The sequence below is a fragment of the Veronia nyctiphanis genome, assembly GCF_004116385.1.
GTDB classification, from domain to species: Bacteria; Pseudomonadota; Gammaproteobacteria; order Enterobacterales; family Vibrionaceae; genus Veronia; species Veronia nyctiphanis.
The window spans coordinates 181,207-207,117 of sequence record NZ_PEIB01000002.1; the positions used below are offsets into that span (position 1 = coordinate 181,207).

Annotated in this window: 32 protein-coding genes and 1 pseudogene; 18 read left to right on the forward strand and 15 right to left on the reverse strand. The window is 44.3% G+C overall.

Annotated elements, in window-relative coordinates:
* Positions 1-33 precede the first annotated feature (33 nt).
* From CS022_RS02690 to CS022_RS02710, 5 genes are all read left to right on the forward strand, one after another.
* Positions 34-1,470 carry an ATP-binding protein gene (locus tag CS022_RS02690; protein ID WP_129120979.1) on the forward strand — a complete coding sequence of 479 codons (1,437 nt, stop codon included), beginning with the start codon at positions 34-36 and terminating at the stop codon, positions 1,468-1,470.
* Entirely contained in the window at positions 1,442-2,107 is a 666-nt protein-coding gene (locus tag CS022_RS02695; RefSeq protein WP_129120980.1) for a response regulator transcription factor, read from the forward strand. The genes CS022_RS02690 and CS022_RS02695 overlap by 29 nt, the downstream gene beginning before the upstream one ends.
* 1 nt (position 2,108) lies before the next feature.
* Positions 2,109-3,038 carry a DUF2861 family protein gene (locus tag CS022_RS02700; RefSeq protein ID WP_129120981.1) on the forward strand — a complete coding sequence of 310 codons (930 nt, stop codon included), beginning with the start codon at positions 2,109-2,111 and terminating at the stop codon, positions 3,036-3,038.
* Between the two features lie 119 nt (positions 3,039-3,157).
* Positions 3,158-3,316: a YoaH family protein gene (locus CS022_RS02705; RefSeq protein ID WP_201746191.1), complete on the forward strand. Its 159-nt coding sequence runs from the start codon at positions 3,158-3,160 to the stop codon at positions 3,314-3,316.
* Positions 3,317-3,477: 161 nt separating this feature from the next.
* The gene (locus CS022_RS02710; RefSeq protein ID WP_235869207.1) at positions 3,478-3,954 is read left to right on the forward strand and encodes a phosphohydrolase; all 477 of its coding nucleotides are present in this window, start codon (positions 3,478-3,480) and stop codon (positions 3,952-3,954) included.
* A 47-nt stretch (positions 3,955-4,001) separates the two neighbouring features.
* Here CS022_RS02710 and nadE read toward each other — a convergent pair whose 3' ends face one another.
* On the reverse strand, positions 4,002-4,835 hold the full coding sequence (gene nadE, locus CS022_RS02715; RefSeq protein ID WP_129120983.1) for an ammonia-dependent NAD(+) synthetase: 834 nt from the start codon (positions 4,833-4,835) through the stop codon (positions 4,002-4,004).
* A gap of 324 nt (positions 4,836-5,159) precedes the next feature.
* Between nadE and CS022_RS02720 the strand changes: the two genes are divergently transcribed.
* The gene (locus tag CS022_RS02720) at positions 5,160-5,678 is read left to right on the forward strand and encodes a nicotinate-nicotinamide nucleotide adenylyltransferase (protein WP_235869229.1); all 519 of its coding nucleotides are present in this window, start codon (positions 5,160-5,162) and stop codon (positions 5,676-5,678) included.
* 43 nt (positions 5,679-5,721) lie between these two features.
* Positions 5,722-6,207: a hypothetical protein gene (locus tag CS022_RS02725; protein ID WP_129120984.1), complete on the forward strand. Its 486-nt coding sequence runs from the start codon at positions 5,722-5,724 to the stop codon at positions 6,205-6,207.
* Here the strand turns inward: CS022_RS02725 and CS022_RS02730 are convergent.
* Positions 6,198-6,881 (reverse strand): hypothetical protein, encoded by a 684-nt coding sequence (locus CS022_RS02730; protein WP_129120985.1) that lies wholly within the window; start codon positions 6,879-6,881, stop codon positions 6,198-6,200. The genes CS022_RS02725 and CS022_RS02730 overlap by 10 nt on opposite strands.
* 220 nt (positions 6,882-7,101) lie before the next feature.
* On the opposite strand from CS022_RS02730, the gene CS022_RS02735 reads away from it, so the two are divergent.
* Entirely contained in the window at positions 7,102-8,211 is a 1,110-nt protein-coding gene (locus tag CS022_RS02735; RefSeq protein ID WP_129120986.1) for a 1-acyl-sn-glycerol-3-phosphate acyltransferase, read from the forward strand.
* Positions 8,212-8,266: 55 nt separating this feature from the next.
* On the opposite strand, the gene CS022_RS02740 is transcribed toward CS022_RS02735, so the two are convergent.
* On the reverse strand, positions 8,267-9,154 hold the full coding sequence (locus tag CS022_RS02740; protein ID WP_129120987.1) for a LysR family transcriptional regulator: 888 nt from the start codon (positions 9,152-9,154) through the stop codon (positions 8,267-8,269).
* Between the two features lie 470 nt (positions 9,155-9,624).
* Between CS022_RS02740 and chrA the strand changes: the two genes are divergently transcribed.
* Positions 9,625-10,782 (forward strand): chromate efflux transporter, encoded by a 1,158-nt coding sequence (gene chrA, locus CS022_RS02745; RefSeq protein WP_129120988.1) that lies wholly within the window; start codon positions 9,625-9,627, stop codon positions 10,780-10,782.
* A 132-nt stretch (positions 10,783-10,914) separates the two neighbouring features.
* On the opposite strand, the gene CS022_RS02750 is transcribed toward chrA, so the two are convergent.
* Positions 10,915-11,943, reverse strand: coding sequence for a Gfo/Idh/MocA family oxidoreductase (locus tag CS022_RS02750; RefSeq protein WP_129120989.1), 1,029 nt, complete (start codon positions 11,941-11,943; stop codon positions 10,915-10,917).
* Between the two features lie 349 nt (positions 11,944-12,292).
* Between CS022_RS02750 and CS022_RS02755 the strand changes: the two genes are divergently transcribed.
* The gene (locus CS022_RS02755) at positions 12,293-13,861 is read left to right on the forward strand and encodes an ABC-F family ATP-binding cassette domain-containing protein (protein ID WP_129120990.1); all 1,569 of its coding nucleotides are present in this window, start codon (positions 12,293-12,295) and stop codon (positions 13,859-13,861) included.
* A gap of 38 nt (positions 13,862-13,899) precedes the next feature.
* Here CS022_RS02755 and CS022_RS02760 read toward each other — a convergent pair whose 3' ends face one another.
* From CS022_RS02760 to CS022_RS27925, 7 genes and pseudogenes are all read right to left on the reverse strand, one after another.
* A complete protein-coding gene (locus CS022_RS02760) occupies positions 13,900-14,664 on the reverse strand; it encodes a heme ABC transporter ATP-binding protein (protein ID WP_129120991.1) in 765 nt (254 codons plus the stop codon).
* Between the two features lie 73 nt (positions 14,665-14,737).
* Positions 14,738-15,363, reverse strand: a pseudogene (locus CS022_RS27095) (FecCD family ABC transporter permease).
* Entirely contained in the window at positions 15,267-15,707 is a 441-nt protein-coding gene (locus tag CS022_RS27100; RefSeq protein ID WP_268967852.1) for an iron chelate uptake ABC transporter family permease subunit, read from the reverse strand. The pseudogene CS022_RS27095 and the gene CS022_RS27100 overlap by 97 nt, the downstream one beginning before the upstream one ends.
* 64 nt (positions 15,708-15,771) lie before the next feature.
* Complete coding sequence (locus CS022_RS02770; RefSeq protein ID WP_235869208.1) at positions 15,772-16,575, reverse strand: heme/hemin ABC transporter substrate-binding protein; 804 nt, start codon at positions 16,573-16,575, stop codon at positions 15,772-15,774.
* Positions 16,565-16,993, reverse strand: a complete 429-nt coding sequence (locus tag CS022_RS02775; protein ID WP_129120992.1) for an ExbD/TolR family protein — start codon at positions 16,991-16,993, stop codon at positions 16,565-16,567. The genes CS022_RS02770 and CS022_RS02775 overlap by 11 nt, the downstream gene beginning before the upstream one ends.
* The gene (locus CS022_RS02780) at positions 16,990-17,688 is read right to left on the reverse strand and encodes a MotA/TolQ/ExbB proton channel family protein (protein WP_129120993.1); all 699 of its coding nucleotides are present in this window, start codon (positions 17,686-17,688) and stop codon (positions 16,990-16,992) included. The genes CS022_RS02775 and CS022_RS02780 overlap by 4 nt, the downstream gene beginning before the upstream one ends.
* Positions 17,588-17,965 (reverse strand): energy transducer TonB, encoded by a 378-nt coding sequence (locus CS022_RS27925; RefSeq protein ID WP_408057203.1) that lies wholly within the window; start codon positions 17,963-17,965, stop codon positions 17,588-17,590. The genes CS022_RS02780 and CS022_RS27925 overlap by 101 nt, the downstream gene beginning before the upstream one ends.
* Between CS022_RS27925 and CS022_RS25785 the strand changes: the two genes are divergently transcribed.
* Complete coding sequence (locus CS022_RS25785; RefSeq protein WP_235869209.1) at positions 17,874-18,071, forward strand: hypothetical protein; 198 nt, start codon at positions 17,874-17,876, stop codon at positions 18,069-18,071. The two genes, CS022_RS27925 and CS022_RS25785, sit on opposite strands and share 92 nt — an antisense overlap.
* Positions 18,072-18,163: 92 nt before the next feature.
* A complete protein-coding gene (locus tag CS022_RS02790; RefSeq protein ID WP_129120995.1) occupies positions 18,164-18,346 on the forward strand; it encodes a hypothetical protein in 183 nt (60 codons plus the stop codon).
* Between the two features lie 70 nt (positions 18,347-18,416).
* Here CS022_RS02790 and CS022_RS27105 read toward each other — a convergent pair whose 3' ends face one another.
* Positions 18,417-18,542, reverse strand: a complete 126-nt coding sequence (locus CS022_RS27105; protein WP_268967853.1) for a hypothetical protein — start codon at positions 18,540-18,542, stop codon at positions 18,417-18,419.
* Between the two features lie 286 nt (positions 18,543-18,828).
* Between CS022_RS27105 and hutX the strand changes: the two genes are divergently transcribed.
* The 6 genes from hutX (at position 18,829) to CS022_RS02815 (ending at position 23,553) form a co-directional block, all read left to right on the forward strand.
* A complete protein-coding gene (gene hutX, locus CS022_RS02795) occupies positions 18,829-19,353 on the forward strand; it encodes a heme utilization cystosolic carrier protein HutX (protein ID WP_129120996.1) in 525 nt (174 codons plus the stop codon).
* Positions 19,346-19,897 carry a heme utilization protein HutZ gene (gene hutZ, locus CS022_RS02800; protein ID WP_129120997.1) on the forward strand — a complete coding sequence of 184 codons (552 nt, stop codon included), beginning with the start codon at positions 19,346-19,348 and terminating at the stop codon, positions 19,895-19,897. The genes hutX and hutZ overlap by 8 nt, the downstream gene beginning before the upstream one ends.
* Positions 19,898-20,035: 138 nt before the next feature.
* The gene (locus CS022_RS02805; protein ID WP_129120998.1) at positions 20,036-22,177 is read left to right on the forward strand and encodes a TonB-dependent hemoglobin/transferrin/lactoferrin family receptor; all 2,142 of its coding nucleotides are present in this window, start codon (positions 20,036-20,038) and stop codon (positions 22,175-22,177) included.
* 211 nt (positions 22,178-22,388) lie between these two features.
* A complete protein-coding gene (locus tag CS022_RS27110) occupies positions 22,389-22,553 on the forward strand; it encodes a hypothetical protein (protein ID WP_408057204.1) in 165 nt (54 codons plus the stop codon).
* Positions 22,554-22,750: 197 nt separating this feature from the next.
* On the forward strand, positions 22,751-22,969 hold the full coding sequence (locus CS022_RS02810; RefSeq protein WP_129120999.1) for a hypothetical protein: 219 nt from the start codon (positions 22,751-22,753) through the stop codon (positions 22,967-22,969).
* A gap of 167 nt (positions 22,970-23,136) precedes the next feature.
* A complete protein-coding gene (locus CS022_RS02815) occupies positions 23,137-23,553 on the forward strand; it encodes a GNAT family N-acetyltransferase (RefSeq protein WP_129121000.1) in 417 nt (138 codons plus the stop codon).
* A gap of 30 nt (positions 23,554-23,583) precedes the next feature.
* Here the strand turns inward: CS022_RS02815 and CS022_RS02820 are convergent, their stop codons facing one another.
* Genes CS022_RS02820 through CS022_RS02830 form a run of 3 tightly spaced genes read right to left on the reverse strand, consistent with a single transcriptional unit; the run spans position 23,584 to position 25,910 of the window.
* Positions 23,584-24,507: a 5-oxoprolinase subunit C family protein gene (locus CS022_RS02820; RefSeq protein WP_129121001.1), complete on the reverse strand. Its 924-nt coding sequence runs from the start codon at positions 24,505-24,507 to the stop codon at positions 23,584-23,586.
* Positions 24,497-25,189 (reverse strand): 5-oxoprolinase subunit PxpB, encoded by a 693-nt coding sequence (gene pxpB, locus CS022_RS02825; RefSeq protein WP_129121002.1) that lies wholly within the window; start codon positions 25,187-25,189, stop codon positions 24,497-24,499. Before pxpB ends, CS022_RS02820 begins: the two co-directional genes overlap by 11 nt.
* The gene (locus CS022_RS02830; protein WP_129121003.1) at positions 25,179-25,910 is read right to left on the reverse strand and encodes a 5-oxoprolinase subunit PxpA; all 732 of its coding nucleotides are present in this window, start codon (positions 25,908-25,910) and stop codon (positions 25,179-25,181) included. The genes pxpB and CS022_RS02830 overlap by 11 nt, the downstream gene beginning before the upstream one ends.
* Position 25,911: the final 1 nt, after the last annotated feature.

The window sequence follows — 25,911 nt, forward strand, 5'->3', positions numbered from 1 at the left end:
GTAAAGCCAACCTTCCGGTGTTAGTCTTTGACTATGCGAGCATTATTCCTTTTATCAGGTGCATTGTCGTTTTCGGTTTTTGCAAATGACAATTTCGCCGACAACTACAATAAGTTCAAGCAGAAGCTGGTGGAGGAAAAGCCACTAGCAAGTTATGCCATCAATAGTATCCATGGCCAATTCCCACGAGCATTGCTGGATTTAGACAGCATGTTGCCACAGACGACCGAATACCCCTTAAAAGATCTAAAACTTCTATATCAAGCATCAACAAAGTGCAGTGGCCCATGGCCGGTGAGTCCAGCGGTAAATGATCCGCTGCTATTTTCCCGAGCTATTTGTAATCAGACATGGTTGCCAGCCGCTTGGTTTTCCAGAACAAATTTGATCCACCCGGGTGGTGGAAGTTACGCGATGCGGTATGTAGAGACTTTCCCTGAGAGAAAAGCTGATTTGGAAAGGTACTTTCATATTCAGGAACGAGATATTGCAGAACCAGACACCTTGCTTGGACGTCTGCAAAGGATGCCTGAACTTGCCATCGACGGATTCAATGAGGGGGCCGAGTTTATACATTCTGCTGATGAACTCTGGTTTCGTAAAGGTGCAGATTATTTTCTTTATGGCTCTGAAATATGGAAGCCTGCATTACGAGAACTCGATTTAGCGGTCACTGATGCCGAAACGAATGATTATTGCCTTACCAATGTGGGTAACCTGTGCTGGAACTGGGAGGAAGCATCGTCTGAATGGCGTCAGCTAGTCATTTTCCTGATTACTATCAACCTGTTTGGTGTTGGCGGTTGGTTGTTCAACCGATGGAGTGTCAAACGTCGCATCATAAAAGAGCGTATGGTGGTTTTACAGATATTGACCCATGAACTTCGAACTCCAATTGCCAGCCTTACGATGACAGTGGAGGGGTTTCGTCGAAAATTTGACCAGCTCCCCGAGGAGTTTTACGAGGAATTCAGGCGAATTTGTGAAGATAGCATGAGGCTTAAACAACTTGCTGAGGCCAGTAAAGATTACCTTCAATCTGGCCATAAGCCTCTCGAAACCAATGAAATTCCGTCGATAGCCGAGTGGCTAGAGTTTATCTGTGATGAACATAAGGTTGAGCTGACTATAAAAGATGATTGCCCAGTTTCAGTAAATATGTACTGGCTGAAAACATCCCTCGATAACCTTATCACTAACGCACTAAAGTACGGTGTGGCCCCCGTTAGTGTTGATGCGGAGCAAGTCGGTGGAAAACTCAAGATAAGTGTAAAAGATCACGGGACACTGTCAGATAAAGATTGGAAATCAATACGTAAGCCATTTATTTCTGAAAGTGGTCTAGGCCTTGGCCTGACGATTGTAGATGCAATGGTGAAAAGAATGGGTGGTAAATTGAACTTTAGCGGACCACCGACAACGTTTGTTTTGGAGATACCTTGTGACACAGTTAACGCTGCTACTCGTTGAAGACGACAATAATCTGGCTGATGGTTTGCTAGCCAGTTTAGAGCAGGCTGGATACAAATGCCTTCATGCCGATTGTGCAAAGAAGGTACCTTACTTTTGGGGTAAGGCAGATTTAGTGATTCTCGACCGTCAATTACCCGAAGGAGATTCATTAGAGTGGTTGTCAGATTGGAAGAAAATTAAGTCTGTTCCCGTTATTTTGCTCACTGCCATGGTGTCAGTTCGTGACCGGGTTGCTGGTCTTGATCGCGGTGCAGTGGATTACATGATAAAGCCTTTTGCTGAAGCCGAGCTTCTGGCCAGAATACGCGCGCACTTACGAGAGGCTGAGCAAGAAATAGAAGATAATGAAGAAACGGTTATTGGCAATCTTACTATTTATCCAGCGAGCCGCACCGTCTTGAGTGATCTTGGAGAAGTTATCCTTACTCGAACAGAGTTTGATCTTCTGTTTTACCTAGCCAAAAATGCGGGGCGTGTTTTTACCCGTGACGAATTGTTAGAGCAGGTATGGGGTTACTCACATTATCCAACAACAAGAACTGTTGATACGCACGTCCTTCAGCTCAGGCAAAAGTTACCTGATGTAGAAATTGAAACGCTGAGAGGCGTTGGTTATAGGATGAGGGCGTTTTAAAATGAAAGAGTGGGGAAGGTCAAAATTGATACTGTTAGCGGGCGTTGTTCTTGTCTCTTTGCCAGCGACAGCGAATTGGTTTTCAGGTACCGACCCACTTATTTCAGCGCATCAAAAGCTTCTTGAAGGCAACACTGTCGATAGTTTTAATGCGATGGTAGAAGTTTTACAGAGAAAAAACATGCGGGATAAAGAAGCGCATATCTCTGAGCTATTGCAACTCGCCATTTCAGAAGATTGTGGCAGAAGTTTGAGTAACATTCAGCCCCCGTCTTGGTTGCTAAATTTAAAGTTACGACGCGAAATTGTTCAGGCACCAAACAGAATTTCCCACCGGTTTGTGATTAAGGGTGAATCTGCTCGGCCTTTGACGTCGTTGAAATTCAGCCAATGGCCAGACGAATTAGTACTTGATAAAAAAGTTGTCGAACAAACGGGGAGTGATTTCTCTGTGACAGTCGATGGACTCTCTTCGCCAGTTAAAGCTGGATTGTACAAATTCGAAATCAGGGCTGGCGCTGTATCAGAAAATGAGAAGGCGGAAGTGTGGACGAGCTGGTTTATTATTACCCGTCCTGATCCGATTCAAAAAATAAGCTGGAAAGACGCCAGAAACTGGTACATTTTGCACCAGGCAGGTTTAGCGGAAACATGTGAAAAACCCTATTTATCCATCAGCTTGTACCCTCAGGCAATAGGTGTGTCAGAACCTGCTTGGTCAGTGAACATACATCACAACCCACCTTTGAGCTTGCCAAAAGTTGAGGTGCCTGATGGTCGATATTGGTTATCGGTTTCTCTGATTGAAAAGCGTTGGCAGGGTGTCGTTTCTGTTGAGGAAGTTCAAACGATCGCTCGCTCAATTGAAATACCTGATGTAGATGTTGTCAGCTTTGGTAGTGAGGAAAAACCCTCGGGTAAACCCGAATAATGTATTGGGTATTTCAGCGCTCGTTTGTTTCAAATTGTACAGCGTTATAGTTTTTCACCAAAGAACATGCTTTCAGTGTAAAATACGCAAACTGAGCCAATAAGTGTTAGAAGTTAAAAATGAACAATATGCCCACGCTTTCTCACGCCCAACAGCAAGAGGCTGCTGAGAAAATTCATGACCTGATGTCGAAAGGAATGAGCAGCGGTGAAGCGATAAGAATCGTTGCTGAACAAATCAGAGCAAATTACTCTACAGCTTCTGATGAAGAAGAGTAAAAAAAGCGACCTGAGAGGTCGCTTTTTTTTTATTCCCAGTAATATGCTATACCTGCTAATACACATCCTAAAATATCCTCATTGATTTTTGGCAGGAATATGTCGTGAATAATCGTCTAACACTAGCAAAGAATATTGCGAGGTCTCGACACGAGGGTCAAATGTACGGTGAATTCCCGTTCTATTTGCATCTTGATCAAGTCGAAAAGCTGGCTGAGCCTTACGGGTTGAATGCTATGATTGTTTGCCAATTACAATCACTTATCGACGATACCTCCACAGAGCTCGACGAAATATTTTCCGAATTTGGGCAAACTATTGCTCATGCTGTCAGCTACCTATCTTGTGCGGTTTACGAAGATAGGCATCATCGGATGGTTAAACAAAATGAGACGCTTAGTACATTGGAGGGCTTCGAGGAGTCTGAGCGACTTGCGTTAGTTGTAAAAACGTGCGACCAGTATGTTGATGCTAAAGCTTCTCGAGTGTTTTTTCCTGAACGATTTGCAAAATATCAATCCGATTACGCAACCTTCAGAGATGCAGTTTATCGGCCGGGTTTGTGTGAAAAAGTATGGTTGGATCTGGATCGTTTAATGGAAATAGGAACTTTCCTGGGGAGAACAGAGCACCATTGAAGAAATGTTGTATCTTCCAATGGTGCATAAAACTAAATTAAGGGGTGTTACTCGTCATATACAGTCGGGATAGGCTGGCGTTTGTGTTGCGTCATCTTATATATATTCACAAGTTTGTCGGAGACATGCTCTGAAACGGGCTTACCTTCTAGGAAATCATCAATTTCATCGTAAGTAAGCTGCAATGCATCCTCATCCGCTTTTTGCGGGTCAAGTTCTTCAAGATCAGCGGTTGGCACTTTTTTCACGAGCAACTCTGGCGCACCTAAATTTGCTGCGAGCTGTCTTACCTGACGTTTGCTAAGACCAAAGAGGGGGGCCAAATCACATGCGCCGTCACCGAATTTAGTATAAAAACCAGTAATGTTTTCCGCTGAATGATCAGTTCCGAGCACAAGGCCTCCGACAAGCCCCGCAATTTCGTATTGTGCAACCATTCGAGATCTAGCTTTGACATTACCTTTGACAAAATCAATTTTGTTGTCGTCAGCAGGTAATAAATCAGTGCCTTGGAGTGCATCTAAACTGGCTTTATGCAGACCATCTACACCCTCTTTAATATTGACACTCACGGAGCGAGAAGGCTGGATAAAACTCAGGGCCAATTGCGCTTCATCTTCGTCTTTTTGAGTACCATAAGGTAGACGAACTGCAATGAACGTATATTTTTCTGTTTTATGCTCTTTATTGAGTTCATTAACAGCAACCTGAGCCAATCGGCCACAGGTTGATGAATCTACACCACCACTTATTCCCAAAACCAAAGAGTGGGTATTAGAGGCTATGAGGCGGCTCTTGATGAAATTGACACGACGTTGAATTTCGAAATCAGGGTCGATAATAGGGAGTACACGCATCTCGTCGCGAATGGCTTGTTCCATTTTAAGTTTGTCCTCTCGGGCATTTGCTTTATGTCAGTGATATTTTGCATGATTACGCAATCAAAATCATTGAAAACTTACTGACTCTTAATACGGACCGCCGAGGAAAATAGTTGAGAGATATGGATTCAAAATTATAGATTTGGCGTCAGTCATGTGGATACAAGGCAAACATTAAGTGTCTACACAATAGACACATATGGAATGGTAACTTTACCGTTTGGTGAACGGACCTGTATTGGGGGATTGAGCAGTGTTTTTGATAGTTTTGTTACAGTGTATAATAGAGGTTCGACCAGTAAGGTGAAATTAGTAGTGCCAGAGATAACAAATAATAAAATTGCCGTGTTTGGGAGTGCGTTTAATCCACCAAGCCTAGGGCACCTCAGCGTTTTACAAAGACTAACGCATTTCGATAAAGTTCTTTTAGTGCCGAGTATTGCCCATGCGTGGGGAAAAAATATGGCAGCGTATGAAGAGCGCTGTCGTTGGACTCAAGCGTTCATTAATGACATTGGCTTGGATAATGTTGAACTCTGTGACGCTGAAAAAGCTATTTACAGGGATGGAGAGCCAGTCACAACATGGGCATTATTAGCATTCTTATCAAAAAGGTACTCTGAAAGTGAACTTACTTTTGTATTAGGCCCCGATAATTTTCTGAACTTTGCTAAGTTTTATAAAGCGAAAGAAATAACTGAAAAGTGGAGTGTTCTGGCTGCGGCTGAGACAGTACCCGTCAGAAGCACCATGATCAGAGCAGCGTTGACATCCGGTGAGTCGATAAAGAATCTTACTACACCGAGTGTCGCAACCCTATTGACCGATTATAACTTTGAATGAAAAAACAATTCATCACTGAGATGGCTTGACTGGAAGATGAGTTATGCCAGCAGCATATAGAGTAATACTTTTAGCCACCGCAATTCTGACGAGTCAGTTTTCGTTAGCCAGTGATGTGCTTGAAGTCAGCGATAATGGCCGAAAATCAGACTTCTTCTCTCACAGCAATGAGAGAGGGCGGCTTGAAGTGATAAAAGACTCGTTCGTTTTATCATTACCTTCTTGGAGAAATGATACTCGAGATAAGCTAGATATTTGGAACAGCTGGTCGATTGGTGTCGATGTCAATCCATTTATGATGTCGACTGACGGAAAAAACTTCTACGTTATGGGCCTTCTGATTGATGAAAAAGAAATGCCAGACTGGGACGATTTAGATGGATTAACCGATTGGCTTCTAGACCAAGGTGTCGTGATGAGTGTAGGAAGACAGGTGACGGGAAGCGATGCGATCTATCGTTTTGATATTCGCTTCCGCCAGAACAATGATCCTGAAGTTTTACTCCAGCTTCAAATACCTTATCGGTAGCCAGCTACTTCAATCAGTCTTGTCGATATCTGCTCTTCATTTAGCGTAGATAAAGACGAAATATCAGTCAGTTTTCTCCCCGAGCGGATAAGCTTGAGTAACTCTCGTGTATCAAAAATATCCGTAATGCTCTGAAGTTCATTAATTTGTGCGCAGTTTGTGTCTTCTGAGCAGTCATCTTCATTTCTGCCAGATACGACTCCAACCATCAAACTATCGGTAGCGGTATTAACTTCGACATTTAGAGGCAATTTTGTTGTCAATACATGCTGAAGTGATGGGGTAGCATTGCAAATATGATCCCTGAGGACTCGCATAAGACGACCGCCCGGCATATTCCAATCGACAGATTGAACTTGGCTGTACTCGAAAAGTATCGAAAAAATAAATTGTGACGGCGTCACGTATCCAGCATCCGAGGGAAATTCGGACTGGCTTCTCTGAGAGAAACGTATCTCTTTTGCCTCACTGTTTGGCATAAATGAGAGAGAAAATAGTGAGTCTGCAGGTAACCAAAAACACTGTGAGGATCCTATTACATACTCCAATTTACCAAGCCTGATCAACACAAAGCCCTTTTCGACACATATCAATGAATGAAAGGCCAATTTTTTTCGTGAGGTAATTTTCAAAAGGGTGGCTTTATGGTTAGAAATCTCAATGGCTTGATTCATCTTTTTTCTCTCGAGACGTAGGTTTGCACATGTTCGTCAGTTTCCTTGTTTGGATCAAGCTATTGCACTATTTCTTCGTTTAAATGTTCACATTTCAGCCTAATTCTATGACAATAAAAGGTAAGACCTCCAACCAGGATGGTTCAAGGTTCTTATCAAGTGAGACGATTCTAATAACTGCGTACAATGACGCGGATCTAAATTAATTAAGTGAAAAAAAGTGCAGTCTAAAAACGACCCCTATGTAGATATCCGTCCTTACCATGACGACGAAGTTGTTCCAGCCATTAATCGATTGATAAATGATGATGAATTCATCTCCGCTATCCTCAGGTATCGCTTACCTTTGCTCGCTAAGACCTTTCCCTGGATAGGAAAGGCATTTCTCAAGCAATACCTTAAGTTTCGCTGGGCTAATGTGAAAACAGTCCATGACGTGCAAATGCAAGTTGCGAAATATATGCAGTCGATGGTGGAACAAACCACAGATGGATTAACCTACAGCGGGTTAGACAATCTCGATCCTTCTAAAGGATACCTTTTCGTCTCCAATCACCGTGATATAGCAATGGATCCTGCTTTGGTGAACTGGTCATTGCACCTTGAGGGCTTTAATACAGTCAGGATTGCGATTGGCGACAACTTACTGACCAAACCATGTGCCACTGAGCTAATGAAACTGAATAAAAGTTTTATCGTGAAAAGGTCAGCGAAAGGCCCACGAGAAATGATGAAAGCGCTGGGTCAGCTTTCATCATATATAAAACACTCGCTGGAAGAGAATCAATCGGTGTGGATCGCACAGAAAGAGGGCAGAGCAAAAGACGGTAATGACAAAACTGATCCTGCTATTCTGAAAATGTTTCATGTTGAGGGACGAAGACAAAAGCAAGGTTTTGCAGAGTATGTGTCTTCTCTTAACATTATTCCAGTGTCTATTAGCTACGAGAATGACCCTTGTGATTTTGCTAAAGCCAATGAACTGCATCAAAAGTCTGTTGATGGCGAATATGAGAAGGGCGAGTTTGAAGATATCGAGAGTATCGTTCAGGGAATCGTTGGCCAGAAGCGTAAAATCCATATTGCATTCGGTGAAAAGATCGTTGGAGACTTCAATTCCCCTGAAGAGTTGGCTAATGAGATTGATCGACAAATCTGTACCAACTACTACTTATTCCCTAATAACTATATCGCTGCAGACATTCAGCATGAATCGGTGACATCAAAAGACAAAAAGATGTTTGATGAAAAACTCAGTGCAATGCCAACCGGCGTTTCGGACATTGTTCGACAGATGTATGCGATTCCTGCTGAAAAGAAAGCACACTGAGTTTACGGGGTTAAAATGCTTCTTCAAAGCATAGGTGAGTGACAATGTCACTTATCTATGTGCCATACTCAGCAGTATCCAAGAATTGTTGCTCGACTGTATTTATCTCCCTTATAGCTCGATATTCAAGGTATATGCTCTCACTTGCTGCGGGTGTCCAGCCAGTGAGTATTGACTGAAATTCACCGGATGCCATTTTTTCGCTAATTAAATGTTCTGGTAAAACAGCGATGCCCATGTTCTGTGATACGGCATCTCTGATATCCCTCAGACTTTGAAATCGATAGCCCTCCGTAAACACTGTCGTGACTTCTTCGCTTTCTTTGTTCCGTAGTTTTAATGAATTACTAGTGACGTCGTCACGTTCTCTTGCGATAAATGTAAACTGACTGAGCTCCGTTGGTGTTTTCGGTTTCCCGTTTCTATTTACAAATTCAGCCGAAGCGACCATCTTGTACCCTTGCTCTTTCAGTGCTATTGCTTTTCCATTTCTTCGTTGAGTCGCGGTATAAAAGAGTAGGCCAGACTGAGTGGATGATGCATTTATTGAATTTGTCCGACTTATTGTAAATTGCACCAAAGGATAAAAATTTCGGAAGAGGGTAGTGAGCTTAGTGACGACACGTAAATCAATACTGTCTTCTAACCACAATTCAATGTCGGCTGGGTAGGCAGTGACATTAGACACTTTAGCTTCTGCGGCATAGAAATGATTAAGCATTTTCGTCCCGCTTGACGCATATTCTATCCCCAATTTTGTCAGTGATACTGAACGAGTATTTCTAATAACAAGCTCCAAGCCCAGACGTTTTTCCAACGCAGAAATCTGCTTACTAACCTGTGATTTCGAGATACCGAGCTTGTCTGCAGCACGCGTAAAGTGCCGTTCTTTAGCCAGTATTGTAAACACCGCTAATTGTTGTACCTCATCTAATGTCGCCACATCGATATCCTTTTTTTTGTTGGTCGCCTCGACGGAATTAACTCGTCATTGAGTAAATAAATCAGTAGTGGAACGCTAAGGATGACCAAATACTGTTCAATATATTGAAAGTGTATATTCACTTACCTGTGTTATTCCTATGAGGAATTTCAGGTGGATTAACTGTATTTTTATTTCATTTTAATCTGAAAATAAGAAACAATAGTAGCATGATTTAATTTTAATGTTTCTATATGGAAACAAAATAGTTATCAAACCGTATCGTTAAAGTGAGAAAAGGCCTAGTTGTCATGTAATTGAAATATATGGCTGAGATTATCAAGCGTTTTGTTGTGGTTTATCGAATTTTGACTCTCTTCATCGACGTCCTGATATTTTGCAATCAGCATTTCCTTGGCATGGAACGGTTGCGAATGTGTTCAAATAACGATGATGAATAGTTCGATTGGAAAGAAAAAATGGAGGTTTAAATGTTAGAAGTGTTTTATCGCTTCTTTTTGTTGGGTTGCATGAGCTTCGGTGGACCCGTTGCACATATCGGTTACTTTCAGAGAGAGTTTGTTGATAAACGTAAATGGCTCAGTGAAGAGCAATTCTCTAGCGCACTCAGCTTGTGTCAGTTTTTACCAGGCCCAGCAAGCAGTCAGTTGGGTATGTATATAGGACACAACCGAGCCGGTTACATTGGCGCTCTGTTTGCGTTTTTAGGATTCACGCTGCCTTCTGCGCTTCTGCTAACATTTGCTGCCGTGTCAGCGTCATCGCTTGGTCAAAACGAAGCACTTTCGATATTGATTAGCGCCGCTAAGCTGCTGGCCGTCGTTGTTGTTGCCGATGCCATTTGGACAATGGGCAAGAAATTCATCACTGACAAGGCGACTGTCGTTACGTGCATAGCAACAACTGCTTGGATCTTATGGCAAACAGGATTAATAGCACAACTCGCGCCGATTGTCATCGCTGGTGTGTTTGGTGCATTCTTACTGTCTAAACCATCTTCCAATACTTTGGATAAGCATGAAGGAGAAAGAGCAGGTGCTCTGAGTGTTGTTCTCTTTACACTATTTGCTTTGTTACTTGTGGTGCCAGCGTTATTGCCGCAATCTGCAACGGTCGATGTATTCAACTATTTCTATCAGGCTGGGAGCTTTGTGTTTGGTGGCGGGCATGTGGTGCTGCCTCTTCTTCAACCCATTATTGAAGGAAATGTCGCCGATAATGTGCTAATCGAAGGTTATGCAGCTGCTCAATTGGTGCCTGGTCCAATGTTTACTATTGCCAGTTATGTAGGGACATCGTTTGATGGGGTAAACCCGTACTTGGGCAGTATTATTGCCACAATTGCCATTTTCTTGCCTGGTGCACTTCTACTGTTTGGGGCTATGCCAGTGTGGCAGTCCGTGATGAGAAACCCTCAATTTGCTGGCGCAGTTACTCTTATCAATGCTGCTGTCGTAGGGCTCTTGTTGGCTGCGTTTTATCGACCTGTATGGTTGGGAGCCGTGCATAATGCCTTTGATATTTTCGTTGTTGTTATCGGCTTTGTTGTTCTGAGGAAATACAGCATTTCAGTATTTTGGTTACTTGCTGCGATGCTTTTATATAAGGGCGGAATGTCGATAATTTAATCATCATTTTAGATCAGCAGGATCGACGACGATCCCTGTTTTTATAGCACTTAACGCACTATAACTATATTGCCTGTAAACATCGCTATAATACTCATATAAATTACCCTAAATGAATTAGCAGAAAAAACGTTAAAACTCCCACCTGTGGGTCTTTCCAGTGTCAGCCGCATGCTGTGCTAGCTCAATTGCGTAAATTACCTTTGTTGCATCCTCGGCATTTACCGGAGGGGCTGCGTCATCTGATATAGCTCTGGCAAGTTGAGAGAACAACTCGCTGTAACAGCCATGTTCAAGCTCAAGTCTTCTGACTTCTTCTGTATCACCCACTTCAAGTGTTGCTTGGTGTTGTTGCCTTCCGAATTCAGAGTAAGTGGGTGGAAGGCCATCTCTCAATTGTTTTTCTTGAATATCGACGCCGTGGACAGTAAATGTGGCTTTTGTTCCCTGCACCTCAAATCGCAGACCCTTTCCAGAACGGAAAGGGCTTGAGCCCAGAATAATTTCTTTATCCTTGTAATGCATAATTACACGGAAGTAATCGACGGCTTGAGATTGCTCACGCATTGAATGGGAACGGGCAGAAATTGCGTCGGGGTCACCGAACAATACCAGTGCCTGATCGATAAGGTGTGAGCCTAAATCAAATAACATCCCAGTGCCTTCACCCGGCATCTCTCGCCATCGGCCAGAGACATCAGGGCGATAACGGTCAAAGTGTGATTCAAATACTTTTACTTCTCCGAGCTCGTTTTCATTTATTAGGTTTTTTATTGTTAGAAAATCACCGTCCCAACGCCTGTTTTGGTAAGGGCAGAGTATCTTTCCTCTTTCTCTCGCCACATTAATCAATTCAAGCCCTTGACCTGAATGTGTGACAAAAGGCTTTTCTACCAGCACATGACAGTCAGCCTCAAGAGCCTGTTTTGTATAGTTGTAATGTGTGTGGTTAGGGCTACCAATGACGACCAATTCAAGCTCTTCCTCACGAAGCATTTGTTCTATGTCGGAATAGCATTTCGCATCAGGTACTGAAACTTTTACGATATCGGGTTTGCTACTTACCACAGCGGTGACCTGATAATCTGGTAATACAGAGAGAAAAGGGAGATGAAACGTTGTTGAAGAGAGACCAAAGCCAACCAGACCAGTCCGAATCATAATGCGCTCCTCATTTTGTTCGGTGACATAGCAAAATATACGGCATCTCACGGTGAGTGTCAGCCAGTCTGCACTTTTACTACAAAGCATAAGCACTGAAAATATGCCAAGCAAGTGGGAATACATACATGATTATTTTGACAAAAGTAGATTTTGTATGTTTAATTCTCGCCACTTTCTGAATTTGGAGTTTACGCCTGATGTTTAACTAATCCCTGACAATCTAATTTCTTTAGTTTTTTCAGGGTTAGTGGGCGTAAACTACACCTCTCTACATTTCTATTATGGGTTAACTCCCGTTTCGAGCGTGTCGTCCACATGCCCTGCTTATTTTTAAATAAGGAGCGCAATGCCATTTATTATTGCCAGTGATGTGAGTATTCAGTTTGCTGATGGCTATCAGGTTTTCCCCTCGTTATCGTTCTCAATCGACGCCCGTTATTCAGGCCTTGTCGGGAGGAATGGTAGTGGCAAATCTATTCTCGGTAAATTGATTGCGGGCACAATCAAGCCAACAACTGGCCATGTTGTTCGGCCTAAAAAGGTTGGATATTGGGGGCAATTTGAAGTTTTGGATCAAACACAGACAATTGCACAATACCTTGGCGTTGACACTAAGTTAGATGCTTTACGGCGCGTTGAACAGGGAAGTTGTGACTTGGTTGATTTTGACATTATCGCTGATGACTGGGGCATCGAAGAGACAATCAACGAACTACTGGTTTCGTTACGACTAACGTCCACTTCATTAAAGCAAACCGTAACCTCTTTGAGCGGCGGGCAGCAAACGGTTTTAGGTCTTTGGCGGTTGTTTCAGTCAGATCATGATTTGTTAATTTTGGATGAACCCTCGAACCATCTCGATCAACAAGCAAAAGCATGGCTGTTGGCTCAAATAGCCCGGTTCGATAACAAGATTCTTTTGATCAGTCATGACAGGACGTTACTCAACCAGTGTGACACCATTTACCATCTCGACAACCTTGGTATTAGCCAGTATCGAGGAAATTACGCGGCCTATGAAGAGAATAGAAGGCGCGAAACAGAAGCTCTTTGTCGTAGACGCGAGGATGCTGCAAAAGCGTGTAGAAAAGCGAAAAAAAAGATTCAGGAAAACGTCGAAAAGGCGCAACGACGAGAGAAAACTGGCCTGAAACAGCGGAAAAACAGCTCTCATGGTAAATCGTTGCTAGATACGATGAAAAATAGCGCGCAAAGCTCAAGAGGGGCGCAAAAAGAGAGGGATCTCGCTCGGTTAGAAGATGCTAAGACAGCTAAACAGGCGTTGGATTCGAGAGTCGCCAGCGCTACGCCTCAGCAACTCGTATTCGACAACACTCAGGCCAGAAAAGGTCGAATACTTGATGTTATCAGCGTGAGATTACCCTTTGGAACAAAGCAAAGCGTGACAATGTCACTTAATGTGGGTGAGAAAGTGTATATTTCAGGTGAAAATGGAAGCGGTAAATCGACGCTATTAAAGACTATTTCGGGTGTGATCGAGGAGCTAGCGGGCGAAATCAACAACAAACTTGATTGCATATACCTTGATCAGCACTTTAGCCTGTTGGATTCAGATCTAGATATGGCCGATAACTTAACGAGATTGTGTCCGCATTTCACCCTAGCTGATTCGCGTAACTTGTTGGCATCTATTGGTTTTCGGGGCGATACGGTTTTTAAGAAAGTATCTTACTTGAGTGGTGGCGAGAGAATGAAACTTTGCATTTTAGCGGTCAGTCATCAACAGAATTCACCACTGCTTCTTCTTGACGAGCCGGATAACCATCTGGATTTAGATTCAAAAATTATGTTGGCTGAAGCGATTTCTTCTTATTCAGGCAGCGTATTGTTAGTCAGTCATGATCAACATTTTGTTGAGCAGAGTGGTATCTGGCGCAAGTATAAAATGGTGTAACAAAAAAGAGCGGCTCAGCCGCACTTTTCCTGTTGTCACTATCCCATGATAACAGGGTGTCCTCTTTCAGGGTGAGTAAAAACATCAACGGGCCAGCGATACACACGGTTAATGATTTCTTTGGTTATCACTTGTTTCGGCGAGCCGTCGGCCATAATAAACCCGCTATTTAGTATCATGATACGATCGGCATATTGTGCAGCAAGATTGAGGTCGTGAATAACCGCAATGACTGAGGCGCCTTCTTCAGCCATATTTTTCGCAAGTTTCAATGTGTTATGTTGATGACTTAGGTCGAGTGCGGCGGTTGGTTCATCAAGCAATAAAACCGTTCCATGTCGAGCGCGCGAAATTTGGGTAAGTACCCTGGCGAGGTGTACACGTTGTTTCTCACCACCAGAAAGCGTGGGGTAGAGCCTGTTAGCCAATGCGTAAACTTCTGTTTTTCGCATTTGCTCATCGGCGATCGCGCTCAGTTCTTTTTGGCTCACCGCTAAAGATAAACCTCCCATTTCGACGACCTCTCTGACATTAAACGCGAACGAAAGATCACTGGATTGAGGTAAGACGCCCATAAACGAAGCACGCTCAGGCCCCGACCAATCTTTAATATCTTTATCGTGAAGGGTGATGTCGCCTTTAGACTCTAACTCCTGTGTGATGAGCTTTAATAAGCTACTTTTACCTGTGCCGTTTGGACCGAGGATAATAGTCAGCTCACCCTTGCGAAAACGAGCGGTCACGTTTCTCAGTATCTCTTTATCGCCGAGTTTTAGTGAGACATCTTTGATTGAAATAGCCATTAGCTCAGTCGACCTCGTTGTTTAATCAACAGTACGATGAAAAATGGTGCACCAAGGATCGCAGTTACAATTCCTACAGGCATATCCATCGGCGTAGCACTGTACGGGCAATCATATCTGCGACTAAAAGTAGAAGAGCGCCAAGCATCATCGAGACGGGTAAAAGACTTTTATGATCAGGTCCTGTCAGCATTCTGCCAAGTGCGGCACAATCAGACCAACAAAACCAATCATCCCAACTAGTGACACTGTCACTCCAACGCCAACCGCTGTAAGAATAATCAGAGTGCGTTTCAGAGTCTGAATGTTTACGCCAAGGTGCCTCGCCTCAGCTTCACCAAGGAGGAGGGCATTAAGCTTTGAGGCGTCTTTGACAAAACAAAGATACAAGATTACGAGTGTTGAAAAGGCCAGCACGATACCAGGCCAGCTTGCTCCCGTGAGTGCGCCCATCATCCACAATGATATATCTCTTAACGCCTGATCGTTGGCGAAATAGTTTAATAAACCAATACCAGCCCCCGCTAATGCCGAGACAGCAACGCCAGCGAGCAGCATGACAGTCACTGATGTTCCTGATGGACCAGAGCCAAGTTTGTAGATCAAAAGGGTAGTGACCGCACCACCAATAAACGCAAAAACTGGAACGGTGCCGAATTTAAGCAGCATGGCACTTTCTGCCGCAAGGCTGCCAAACATAATGATGGCGAAAGCGCCCCCAGCGATGCGCCAGACGAAACACCAATAATACCAGGGTCGGCAAGAGGGTTTCGAAAAAGCCCCTGCATCACGGTACCGCAAAGAGCCAGAATAGCTCCGACGGCTAAAGCCATTAGCGTTCTCGGTAAACGAACTTGTTGAATAATGACTTCAACATGAGGGGGGATGGCACCATCGATAGGTAACAAAGCTCTCAAGCTATCGCCAAATGAGATATCCATCGGCCCGAGAGTGACGGAACTGACTGTTGCGATATAGAGCATCGCTGCTGATACGAGCAGCAACCACTTTACGGGAAGGCGTCTAGCCTGAGGCGTATTCATTACTCTAACCTGTCTGCGTTGGTACGGAACATTTTGTTCATGGCATAAGCCAAATTCAGACTTTCTATACCAAAACCACCAAGAATGGCTTCAGTTGCGCTGCCATAATTCTTCCATTCATGCCTGCTGATGTTGCTCTCAGCAGCGGGTAAGCGTTCAGAACGGCTTCGGCACTGCTCAGTTTTTTCCAGTTTCTCTCTGAAATCAGAATGAAATCCGGGTTCATGTCGGCAATGGCTTCATAAGACAGTGGTTTGTAAGAATTCATGCTGGATGCTGCTGGATTTTTGCCCCCTGCAAGCTCTATGACGGTATTGATGGTGGTCTCACCGCCAGCAACGGTTGCGGGGCGATCGCCGGACATCATCATGAAAAGCACATTCGGTTGCACATCAGGTTTAACATCTGATAAAGCAGCCATGCGAGAAGAAACATCGGCTTTAATTGTTTTGGCTTGCTCTTGAGTGCCAGTTAACTTTGCGAGCGTGTCAATGCGCAAATTAAAATCTTGCAGTGAATGGCCTTCTGAAAGCGTACTGACTAATACACCACTCGATTTTAGAATATCGAGAGTGCTGTCAGGGCCCATCGCATTTGAGCCAATGACATGTGTCGGTGACAATGCTAGTAAGCCTTCTGAGGAGAGTTGTCTATGATAACCCACCTGCGGAACTTCATTGTTTTTCACATAAGCACGACTGGTGGAATCGACCGCGACCAGTTTGTCTTGGGCACCCAGCGCATAAATCAACTCAGTAACACCAGAGCCTGCGCTGATAATTCTCAGTTGTTCAGCTGCGACGGATGTCGACAGAGCACAGCCGAGTAGTGCGATACCCTTAATGAGTGTTGTAGCCTTATTTACCATTTTTTGTTTCTTCCATGACAATGTTGGTTGCATCAATGTTGTTTTGCTGCAAGAAGGCCAGCACTTTAAGCATGCTTTCCACGCTGGCGTTTTTATCCGGTGAGATAATTATTTTATGTTCTGGGTGCGTCTTCACACTCTCCCGGACGGCTTGGGTAAATGTTTTCCATTGTTCAATGGAACGGCCATCAAGTGCCCAATAAGGTGCGGCATTGAGAATATTGATTGTGATGACATCCTGATTATTCGTGCTCAACACACTTTGCTCATCAGTTGCCGGTATCTCAACATCCATGGTTTTTACCTGCACGCTGGCAGTTAACATCAGAAAGACCATAACGATGAAGAGGATGTCGAGAAGCGGCGTGAGGTCAACACTGAACATTTCTTTATGATTGTCCTGATACTGCCTTATCATCCCACTCCCTCCACAAGTTCTTGGGCGGGAAGGTCAGCGGCACTTACTTCATGTTTATTATTAAGGCTTGACGAAAGCGTTAGATTTACGTGATTCATCACCTGCTCAGCTTTGGTCAGGCATCTGTCAGCAGTGAGTTGGAATAACTGAGAAAACGTAATAGCGGGTAGGGCAATTAATAAACCTGCAGCCGTTGTTGACATCGCAAGGCCGAGACCGTCTGCTAGCTCTGCTGGCGTCACTGAACCAGAGCTCTCTCCTATACCCTTAAACATCTCAATCAAACCAAGAACGGTGCCGAGTAAACCGACCAGTGGGCTGACGACACCAATAACGTTCATTAACCGTAAACCGGACACAAAGCGGACGCGTTGTTCCTGTAGCCATAATGACGCACAGTCTTCTCGGATTGCTCTCTCGGAAGAAGCGTGCTGAAAAACAATACCAATACTCTTTGCCAGCAGATTTCTCCGAGCACTGAGATCAAGACCAGACGCTTCTATGACGTTAATATCGCCCGCTTCTAGTTGTGCCAATTGTTTACCAACATTGATGCCGAAGAAGGGAATGTTTAAAAGAAAGAAAATCGAACGCTCAATGAATAACATCAGAAACAGAAAAGAAAGTACGGTAAGTGGCCATGTCATCAAGCCAAGTTGTGTTTTTAGTGAAAGCAGTAGATCGGGGAAAGTCATGATTAATCCAATTTAAAACGAACGGGGATATGAACACATGAGCGACAGCAAGTCCGTTTTGCTTCGCTCCTGAAAATTTCCATTTTCCAATTGTTTTGATTGCCGCTTTATCCAGTACAGAGTGTCCGGATGAGCGTAAAAGCACTTGCTTGAGTTGTTTGCCTTGTTTGTTCAGCCAAACTTCGATGAGTATTTCCCCTTCCAGCCCACGTTTACGCGCTATGCGTGGGTACTTTATTGGCGTTGGTTTGGCGGCGAACCTAGGCTTATCGAGCAATACTGGCGCACTCGCTGCCATTTGCATGCTGTCTGACGAGGTTGAGAGTCTCGTTTCTCAGCAGGTTTTACAGTCTGTATTTTCTTTGGTGTCTCTTTACGACTGATTTTTTGTTCAGGTCGTTTAGCGGCTTTTGGGGCATTAGCGACTTTTTGAACTGGCTTCGTTTTCTTTAAGGGCTTTGGTTCGATTTTTTTCTTGGGGGCCGGTTTTTTCTTAGGTGTTGGCGTCTTTGCCAGTAATGGCTTTTTCGATTCTTTTGGTTGTTTAGGCGTCGCTTTTGGCGGGTTGGTTTTTTCTACCTTCTTGACTGGCTCAACAGAAGCGACTTTTTCATTTAATGTTGCTTTCTCTTTTGTCTCTTCTTTAACTGCTTTTTGAGTCTCTTGCGGTGTTGGACTTTTTTCAGTTTCTGCTTTTGTTGGTTTCGCTGCTGCAACGAGACGAATGCTCAGGTTTTTACCTGCTTTACTGTCAAAGGAAACTGTCTGCGGTGGCTGTGGGTAGGTAATGAAAACACCACACTAAGAATCGCGAGGGAGGCGACACCGCAAGCCAGGTATCGTGTATAGCTCACTTTATCTCCTGAATGATTTTTAAAACTCACTCATTATGCACTGAATGCAAATAATATCAATTATCATTTACATTAATATTTTTGAAGTTTAGTATAGAAATCGATCAATAGGTGATCTTGTCCGTATATATTTAAAGTGACATGCTCCGCGTAACAGCGTTTAGTGTGCTATACGATCATCCGCTCCGTTGAGTCGGTGTTCGCTACCCTAAATACTCAGAAAATTAGAATTGATATAAAAGCTAATTTCACCTCAAAAGGTGGGAATGGCGATTAGGAGAGAAACATGCATGCAGTTGATGTTGCACTGCAAACACGTCAAGAAGTGGCTGACTATCTCAGTAAAGATGCAGATACGCCTGTTTCTATGATGGCCGAAAGCCTTGGTAGATCTGAAGGCCAAGTCACGCTGGCACTGCCCGATGATATGGTAAAGACAGTTGATGGGAATCATGCTCAGTATGTACTCGAAGCTTTGCCCGAGTGGGGAAAGGTAACAACGATTGTTCACTCCTTCGGTTCGATTTTTGAGGCAAAGGCGACGTTTCCCAAAGGCAAGGTTGCTCACGGCTTTTACAACCTCATGGGAAAAGACGGTGAATTACATGGACATTTGCGTCTTGAAAACGTTCAGCATGTTTGTTTTGTAAGTAAGCCTTTCAGGGGGATGGAAAGTCACTACATTGCCTTTTTCACTGAAGGACTAGAGTGTGTTTTCAAAATCTACCTTGGCAGAGACAAAAAGAGGCAGCTGCTTGAGGGACAGGTTGAAAAGTTTTACGCGCTAAAAAAGGAGTTAACCAATGAGTGATCAAGAGAAGGATAAATACCAACAACAAAAAGCTGAACGTTTGCAAAATCGTCTTGGACCAGAAATTCAAGAGTTTCGAGACAGCAGAAAGACACTTCAGCTCGGTACCGTAGACACAGATGGTAAACCTCATACCAGCTATGCGCCCTTCGCATTCTCGAAAAGCGGTTATTACATTCTTGTTAGCGACCTTGCCCAACATGGGCTCAATCTAAAAGTTAGCCAAGAAGTCTCGATCATGATGATCGAAGATGAAGCGGACGCAAAATCTATCTTCGCGCGCAAGCGTTTGTCCTTTGACACTCTGGCTGAGCCAATTCATCGTGACAGTACTCACTTTGCTGAGGGAATCGAGGTAATGGCAAGCAGACTAGGCGAGATGATCACTAATCTAAGCCAGCTGAAAGACTTCAATCTTTACCGCTTAAATCCTATGGAAGGGCGCTATGTGAAAGGCTTTGGTCAAGCTTACAACGTAACTGGCGAAGATTTGCTCTCGGCAATTCACCTCACTGATGGCCACGGCCACGCAAAGCAAGCATAGCAAAAAACTATATACCCTCGAGCCTGAACTAACTCAGGCTCGTTAACCCTCATAAAATCCTTTTCAGTGATTATCACATTTTATTGGTGTGAGGGTTTTCTACGCCTTAAGCTTTTTAATGATGGAGTTATCAATAGCATGAATGTTTACTATAAAACCCCTCTCGCACTGATGATAGGGCTCGCTTTTACTAGCAGTCTGCATGCAGAAGATATTTATACATTTGATGAAGTTATCGTCTCTGCAACACAATCGGAGCAACAAGAAAAAAATGTTGCGGCAAGTGTTTCCCGTGTTGGTCGAGAGCAACTCGACGATGACTTGGCACAAAACTTAAATCAGGTTTTCAAATCTTTGCCGGGTGTTGCCGCTAAAGGGCAAGGTAGATTTGGCGTCAGTGGTTTTAATATCCGCGGTCGCGACGAAAATTATGTTAAGAATCTGATTGATGGCGTAGAGCTGCCTAACAGCTACAACCCTGGCGCAGATGTCATGCGCAAGTACAGCACAGCCATTGAGCCAGATTCGCTAAAGGCAGTCGAAGTCAGTAAGGGCCCTGTTTCCAGTGTCCACGGCAGCAATGCGCTGGCAGGCGCAGTGGTCTTTTCAACGTTAGACCCTGCCGATATCCTCGAGAGCGAAGAAGGTAATGATACGTCGGCAAAAGTAAAAGCGGGATATTACTCGGCAGATCAAAGCTACAAAGTCACAACATCAATAGCTAATAGAACAGGTGACGTTGAGAGCCTGTTGCAAATCACACATCGAAGTGGCCATGAAACGGAAACGCATTCTAACGGTGCTGATATCGAAGGCACGGACCGTGGGCTTGCGGATCCATCAGAATTTGACGCCAACAATGTGCTAGCGAAATTTATCGTCCCAGTGAATGAAAATCATACAGTGAGCTTTACAGGCGAGGCTTACGACAGACAAGCTGAGACTGAACTGTTGTCCAGAGAGGGTAAGTCTTTAGGCCCCGGCTTCACGTACTCCGACAACCAAGGAGAAGACCAAGACTCTCGCTACCGTGCCACCATTAATCATGAGTGGACGACGGATAATGTTCTTTTTGATCAGTTAAATTGGTCTTTGAGTTATATGTTGAACGAAACCGAACACAAAACATTTGACACCTCTATTGCGCGCGGAGAAAGAATGCGCCGCAGACAGGGCAGTGACTCAGATTATCAATTTAAGGCGCGCCTCCAAAAAGATATTGAACTGGCGGGCTCAGTCCATGAAATCAGCTACGGCGTGAACTTCTTAAAGCGGGATTTTGAGTTGGACTATGATACAACCAAATTTCCATCTGGTACCGTTACGCCTGATACTCCTCTGTTGAACGATGCGAAATCTCACGACATTAGCATCTTTGTTGAAGACAATGCTTTCCTTTTCGAAGACTCACTAGTTGTCAATGCTGGTTTACGGTATGACCGTTTCAAAGCCGATCCTGCGGATGCCCAGTATGATGTGGTAAAAAACAGCCGTGTAACCGGACGATTGGGTGCCGTATATAACTGGACGGATCAGGTAAATTCTTTCGCCAGTGTTAGTCAAGGTTTTAAATCGCCGACAATTCAAGACCTGTATTACACATACGCCCGAGGCGAGATTATTTTGCCTAATCCAGAGCTTAAAGCGGAGGAGAGTCTCTCATACGAAACTGGCGTTAGGGGCAGTTGGGACTCTGGAAAAGCATCCTTGAGTGTCTTTTACACTGATTACAAGAATTTCATCCAACAAGTTGAAACGGGCAGAGCGCCAGACGGCAGAAAGATTTCCACTAAGATCAACCTCAATAAGTCGAAAATTTACGGTGCTGAATTCTCAACCACACTCGGGCTTGATCAGTTGATAAGTGCACCGAAAGGAACGTTTGCGAAATTGAGCGTTGCTTACGCTAAGGGCAAAGAGGGAAGCGACAACAAGGGTATTGACTCTGTATCACCTCTGACATCAGTAGCGACACTCGGCTATGATAACGCGAGCAACGACATCGGTGGTCGTGCTTTACTTACTGCCGTCGCGGCGAAAGAAGGCAAAGACTGGAGAGATGAAACCAACCTGAAAGCACCTGGCTTTGCGACGCTTGATCTGACTATGTATTACAAGCCAGTTGAGCCGCTGACTATCCGGGCAGGTGTCTACAATGTTCTTGATAAGCAATACTGGTATTTCCAGGACGTTGCAGGTCTTAAAGCAACAAGCAAAGGTGTCGACAGATACTCTCAGTCGGGTCGTAATTTTGGTATCGAAGTTGAATATACTTTTTAATGACTATTTGACCCTATCCCAATAAATGAAGAATATAGCCTCATCCCAGTATGAGGCTTTTTTTCATCTTCTAGACTGTTATAACCATAAGTTGAATTCCTTTACTCTCTGTTCCAACCTTACATCAATACTTGTTACGGGAAGCATAATGAAGATTTCGTTCAAAACAGTTATTGAATGCCCGGATTGTGGCCATAAATCTGAGGAGCTGATGGATGTTCAGGAAGTGGTTTCTTGTTACCGCTGTCGAAGCTGTGACAGTTTACTTGTCACACCCGCTGGAGAGTGCTGTATTTATTGTGCTTTTGGCGATGAAAAATGCCCAAGCTGCCAAGTGAAATTGTCGACAGTTCCTGAGAATATAACCAAACAATAAAACACATTATTTTTCTAATTTTAATATTTATATACAGACACTTAGGTGGTTAAATCATTATTGTATTATAAATAAAACACGTCAAAATACTGTAGACAATTTTATTTGTCGTCTTGAAAATAAAACATATTCGACACCTGCTAATTACTTACACTCCACTCATGCCTCAATCAAATGAATATTTAGGGGGAGAGAGGATGGGATTACACGAGTGGTTCTGCAAAACTTGTCGAGCAGATACAGGACATGAAGTAAGAGAACAAAATCATTATGATCCGAAAACGTTGGCGTTAACTGTCGCGCCAGTCGGGGTCAGTGAAGATCATACTGAATGTACTTGTACCACCTGTGGAACTGTGTCCTGGGTCGACCCTGTTGATATTTTTCAACTTTATGAGCATGATTTCGGCGACTAAAAGAAGTGCATTTCAATTTATATTCGAAGATTGCAGTTCGCTACTACTTATCTTTTATACACATCATATAATTCCCGAAGACCTGCATAGATTGTCTCCGGGAATTCGCTGTTTATGGGTGCCTACAAATTTTTGAGTAGAGCTTTCTCCAAATAAGAGCGTTCAACATGCAGATCGAAACTATTCACCCAGAGCAGTTCAATGATGTCATCCGGCTTTGGGAAACAACGGTCAGGGCCTGCTACGAGTATTATTCAGAGCAACACATCGAGGATATTAAACAACGTGTCGTAACAAGGCAGTTGGACAATCTAACATTACGCGCGGTGCATAACCTCGAGGGTGAAATGGTCGGCTTTATCGGCACACGTAACAGCAAGATAGCGATGCTTTTTATTCACCCGGAAAGTCAGCGACAGGGGTTTGGCCGCGCCTTGGTGAGATATGCTGTCGAGCTTCTTCATTGCGATCATCTTGAAGTCGATTACCGCAACATCAATGCCATTGTTTTTTATCGTCGGTTGGGGTTCACGATCTTGAAAAGCGGTGACAACACGCCACCTCTAGTCGTTATGCAAAAATAGTACTGAGTGTGCTAAGAGGTGGCGTAATAACTAACAGCCGAAAATCATGCGATTAAACAGACGCCTTTCTATCTCAGCTTCACTGATGTCCATTGGATAAAACCCTACGGAGTCTCCCGGCATTCTTTGCGCCAACTTGCCAGCACCAAGAGCGCTCAGACAGCCAATTTTGGGGTAACCGCCAATGGTTTGCCTGTCTTTCATTAACACTATCGGCTGACCATCATCAGGAACTTGGATCGCGCCATAGGCGATGCCCTCAGACGTAATCCCGGTCAGCGAGCTTTTTACCGAAGGGCCTTCGAGCCGATACCCCATGCGATCAATATTATTGCTGACCGTATATTGAGAATGAAAAAAACGCGCTTTCGTTGCCTCACAAAACGAAGTATGTTGATAACCGAGGATCACGCCAAGCGATAATGCGGATTGATAGTCAGGGATCGCCCAGCTCGGTACCCGAGTGTCATTGACCACACGGTTTGAACTCACTTCAAGTTTGTCACCTGCTTTTAGCTTTTCACCATTCTTGCTCAAACCTCCCAGTTGCTCGCGGGAAACCGTTGAACAACTGCCGAGCTGAGGCTCAACATCAAAACCATCGGCGACGGCCAGATAAGCGCGGAGGCCAGAGCGGGGGCTTTGAAATTCAAGTTGATCTCCGGGCTTGAGCTGATAGGTGCACCAAGGGGCGATCACGCGGTCATTTAAGCGTGCGTTGAGATCAGCCCCCGTCAGTGCTACCGACACTGGCTGATGGGCTTCCAAAACACATTGACCAAAGGTTATTTCTATTTGTGCCGCATCGGGTGAATTTCCAAGAATGCGATTTGCCCAAAAGAAGGCATGCTCGTCCATTGGACCGCCATGGGTGATGCCCAGATGCTGGTAACCAAATCTACCGCTGTCTTGAAGTAGACTCAATACGCCGGGATTAAGAACCTTAAACGCCACCGAGATCTCCCCCTAAACTGAGGTAGGTATCCTTGTCGATAGCAACGAAACGGACACTGTCGCCCACGCTGACTTTTGCCAGTGTTTCGCTTTCCCAATCCAACACTGAGATTGGTGTGCGACCGATTATCTGCCATCCTCCCGGTGTTTCAGAAGGATAAATCGCGGTTTGATCATCCGCTAACCCGACACTCCCAGCTGGCACTTTTAAACGTGGCGTGGACTTTCTTGGGATTTGGATAGATTCACATAAGCTTCCCAGATAAGAAAAGCCGGGACTAAACCCCATGGCATAAACGCGGTATGACTTGCCCATGTGAGCATCAATAACCTCACTCCGGCTTAGCGAACTGTGTTGGATAATGTCGTTCATATCCAGGGCAACCTCATCACCGTAGTAGACCGGAATTTCAATTTCGGATGATGATGCCGACACTTTAGGCATGTTTTCATTGTCGCTGAGGATATGTTTAATCTGGCTGATGATTTGAAATCTGTCTGTATGCTGGAGATCAAAGTAAACCAAGATACTGTTGTAAGAGGGCACCAAATCTATCAGCTGCTCCCCGAGTTTTTCCCTAAGTGCTCTTGATGAGTGAAGCACTTGCTCGGCAATGGTTTCGCTGACTCCCTCTCCGAGATAGACAATACATGACTGCTCATTGAGCATTTCAACCTGCATGTGGCCTCCGTATAGACGATGCGACATCCAGCGCATGTTGCCCATCACCGTGGATACACACAGTATCCGCGCTTAGATGAAAGGTGTGACCCGATGTTGTGGTGACGGTACCATACTCGGTGATTTGTTGAAGCTGCGAAATGATTTGTTCACTATTGCTATGAACGGCGCTGGGGATCGCTCGGTTTACCAGAAAACCCTTGTCGTCGTATGCGCGATCGCTGAACGCTTCGAACATCAGTTTGACGCCATGTTGTTGTGCCAGATGTTCAACGCCTTTTCGTTCAGTGATCGCCATTACTACGAGAGGACATTCAGGTGCCATAGCAGCGACGGCCCTAATAACAGTTTCTAGCACCTCGTAGTTTTTCATCATGGTATTGTAAAGGGCACCGTGGGGTTTAACGTATTCGACGTCAACATTTTGCTGGCGACAAATCCCCTGAAGTGCCCCGATTTGATAGCCCATCCACGAAAAAAGCTCCTGTTCCGTGCAGTCCACATTTCTGCGGCCAAATCCGAGAAGGTCCGGATAGCCGGGGTGTGCGCCAATGGTCACGTTGTTGTCTTTTGCTAACGCAACTGTATTTGCCATTGTGACCGGATCTGATGCATGGAACCCACAGGCAATACTGGCCATGTCTATAAAAGGCATGACAGTCTCGTCCTGACCTTTGGCCCAACAGCCAAAGCTCTCTCCCATATCACAGTTAATTTTCATT